The following is a 3,029-nucleotide window of genomic DNA, read 5'->3' as shown; positions in this document are numbered from 1 at the left end:
GCCTCGACAGGCTCACGGCGGAAGACGTTGGGTGGCATGCTCCGGACGAAATCCCGGGCGCGGGAAAGATGGGCGCGGGCGGCACTGGCAGCGGAATCGGCATCGCCGGCAAGCACCGCAGCGGCGATGGCGCGATGCTCGGTGAGCGAGGCGCGGATCGTTTCCTGCGTCAGCAGCGGGCTGATCTGCGACATGATGAGCGACAACTGGAGCCGTCGGTTCAACCTGGCGAGTTCGCGATTGTCGGCCGCCTCGAAGATGGCGGCATGGAAGGCGGCATTCTCGCAGATGTAGGCGGAGGTCGATTGCCGCGGCGTCTCGTCCCGGATGGAGGCAGTTGCCTCGGAAAAGGCGCTGCGGACCTTGGGCCGGGCAATGTTGGTTGCCGCGAGGCGGGCGGCGAGCGCCTCTAGCTCCATACGGATCTGGAACAGTTCCAAGGCCTCACGCAGCGATAGCCGACGCACCAGCGCACCGCGATTCGGGACGAGCTCAATCGTGCCCTCGGCGGCCAGCGCCCGGAACGCCTCGCGTAGCGCGCTGCGGCTGATGCCGAGGCTGGCGGTCAGCTCCGCCTCGATCAGCCGCTGGCCCGGGGCGTAATGGCCGGCCTGGATCGCCGCGGTCAACCGCCGCGCGGCGCTCATAGGCTTGGTGCCATGCACCCGCTCCTCTTGCTCCGGTCCCTGCTGCGTCATCCCCTTCCCCTGCTGGCCTCCCCAGCGGTCTGTCAAATCCAGCCTAGGGACGGATGGGCTGATTGACAATAAATCTTTGTCGGACAATATTGTCTGGCAATCTGCTCAGGGAGGAGCCGATGCAGATCGGGAAGCCCGGCCGCGCCACCACGGCGATCAGCACGGCGGATGCCGCCAGTGTGACCGTGCGGGGACGCGATCTTTGCTCGGATCTGATGGGCCGGATGGGCTTCACCGAGTATTTCCACCTGCTGGTGACGGGGCGGGCGGCGACGGAGGATCAGGTGTTCTTTCTCGACCTGCTCCTCGTCGCCATTGCCGAGCACGGGCTGGTGCCGACGAACCAGGTGGCCCGCATGACGTACGACGCCGACCCAGGCGCGCTGCAGGCGGCGGTGGCGGCGGGGATCCTCGGCTGCGGCTCGGTCGTGCTTGGCACTTCGGAGAGCTGCGGCGCCTTCCTGCGCGGCGCGGCAGAGCGGCTCGATGCCGCCGCGGGCGATGCAGAGGCGGAGATGCGGGCCTATGCGGCCGGCATCCGCCGGTCAGGCGGGAAGGTGCCGGGCTTCGGCCATCCCCTGCACAAGCCCACCGACCCTAGGGCGCAGCGCATCCTGACGGAGGCGGAGGCGCGCGGGCTCGGCCGGTTCACGCGGCTCGCGCGGCTGGCGGAGCGGGTCGTGCCGGAGGTCTGGGAGAGGACGCTTCCGATGAACGTCTCGATGGCGATCGCGGCGGTGCTGCTGGATCTCGGCTTCCCATCGGCGATGCTGAAGGCGATCCCGATCCTGGCCCGCACCGCGAGCCTGCTGGCCCATCTCTCCGAGGAGGCGGAGAACCCGATCGGCTTCCGGATGGCGGCCGAGGCGGAGGCGGCGATCACCTACGAAGGCGAGGGGTCATGAACCGCGCCACCATCCCGGCCGACGAGAACGACGCGCGCTACCGCGCGCAGATCGCCTATCTCTTCGACCGGTCACCTTTCTACCGCGAACGCCTGCGGGCTGCAGGCTTCGCCGGACCGGAGGCGGTCGGGGGGCTGGACGCCATCACCGCCTTGCCTTTTACCGAGAAGGACGATCTGCGTCGCAGCCGCACGCCGGAGAATGCCATCGGCGCGCATCTGGCCACGCCGCTCTCTGAAGTGGTGCGGATCTACTCGACCAGCGGCACCACCGGAACGCCGAGTTACATCCCGCTGACGAAGCCCGACCTCGCCAACTGGATCACCATCTCGTCGCGCTCCTACGGCGCCTCCGGCCTCGCGGCGGGGGAAAGCATCATCTCCACCTACAACGCCGGGCCCTTCGCCGCAGGCGCCGCGCTCGACGCCTTCACGGCGCTTGGCCTCTGCCATATCCCGATCGGCAGCGGCAATACCGAGCGGCTGATGACCGCGGTGGACCTGCTCAGGCCCGACATCATCGCGCTCACGCCCTCCTACGCGCTGCATCTGCTGGAATGGGCCGCGGCGCGGGGGATCGACACCGCCGCCTCCTCCGTCCACCGGCTGATGGTGGCGGGGGAGCCGGGGGGCGGCGAGCCGGCGCTCCGTGCACGGCTGCAGGAGGGCTGGGGCGCGCAGGTGACGGAGGCGATGGGGATCGGCGACATCGCCGTCTCGCTCTGGGGCGAATGCGGGCACCGGCAGGGGATGCATTTCTCCGGCGGTGGGATCATCCATTTCGAGCTGATCGACCCTGCGACCGGTGCGCCAGTGCCGCTAGAGGACGGCGCGGAGGGGGAGCTGGTCTACACCCATCTGAACCACCGTGCCGCGCCGCTTCTGCGTTTCCGCTCGCGCGACCATGTGCGGGTCTTCACCGCGCCATGCCCCTGCGGCCGGCCCTCGCCGCGGATCCGCTGCCTCGGGCGGACCGACGACATGCTGATCGTCCGGGGCGTGAACCTCTACCCTTCGGCGCTGCGCGAGGTGATCGGCGGCTTCACCCCGGCAGTCAGCGGCGTGATCTCGATCCGGCCGCAGGCAAAGGGCCCGAAACAGGCGCCGCCGCTGCCGGTGGTCGTGGAGCTGGCCGAGGGTGCGGATGCGCCTGCAGGACTGGCGGAGGCCATTGCGCGGAAGGTCCGGGAGACGCTGGTTGCGACGGTCGGGATCCGGCTGGTGCCCGCGGGCAGCCTGCCGCGGACCGATTACAAATCGAAACTGGTGGACTGGTCGGAAGCCAGGGAGGAAGGGAGACCGCAATGAGAAAGCTGCAAGCCCAGGGCGTCCACCACATCACCCTCGTCGGCGCCGACCGGCAGACCTCGATCGACTTCTGGGAGGGCCTCCTCGGCATGCCCTTCGTGTTCGAGCAGCCCAACCTC

4 protein-coding genes are annotated in these 3,029 nt (G+C 69.3%); 3 read left to right on the top strand and 1 reads right to left on the bottom strand.

Going from position 1 to position 3,029, the window contains the following annotated elements; genetic code table 11:
• Positions 1–698 (bottom strand): GntR family transcriptional regulator (locus EIP85_RS22460; RefSeq protein ID WP_127904429.1); only part of this gene is annotated, 698 nt, incomplete at its 3' end.
• A 119-nt stretch (positions 699–817) separates the two neighbouring features.
• On the opposite strand from EIP85_RS22460, the gene EIP85_RS22455 reads away from it, so the two are divergent.
• From EIP85_RS22455 to EIP85_RS23370, 3 genes are all read left to right on the top strand, one after another.
• A complete protein-coding gene (locus EIP85_RS22455; RefSeq protein ID WP_127904428.1) occupies positions 818–1,603 on the top strand; it encodes a citryl-CoA lyase in 786 nt (261 codons plus the stop codon).
• On the top strand, positions 1,600–2,910 hold the full coding sequence (locus EIP85_RS22450) for a phenylacetate--CoA ligase family protein (RefSeq protein WP_127904427.1): 1,311 nt from the start codon (positions 1,600–1,602) through the stop codon (positions 2,908–2,910). Before EIP85_RS22455 ends, EIP85_RS22450 begins: the two co-directional genes overlap by 4 nt.
• A partial coding sequence (locus tag EIP85_RS23370; RefSeq protein ID WP_241560153.1) for a VOC family protein occupies positions 2,907–3,029 on the top strand: 123 nt, incomplete at its 3' end. The genes EIP85_RS22450 and EIP85_RS23370, both read left to right, overlap by 4 nt.

The organism is Solirhodobacter olei (assembly GCF_004010155.1).
Taxonomy (GTDB): domain Bacteria; phylum Pseudomonadota; class Alphaproteobacteria; order Rhodobacterales; family Rhodobacteraceae; genus Solirhodobacter; species Solirhodobacter olei.
The sequence above is the reverse complement of the archived record's forward strand: the minus strand, read 5'-3'. Positions and strand labels throughout refer to the sequence as shown.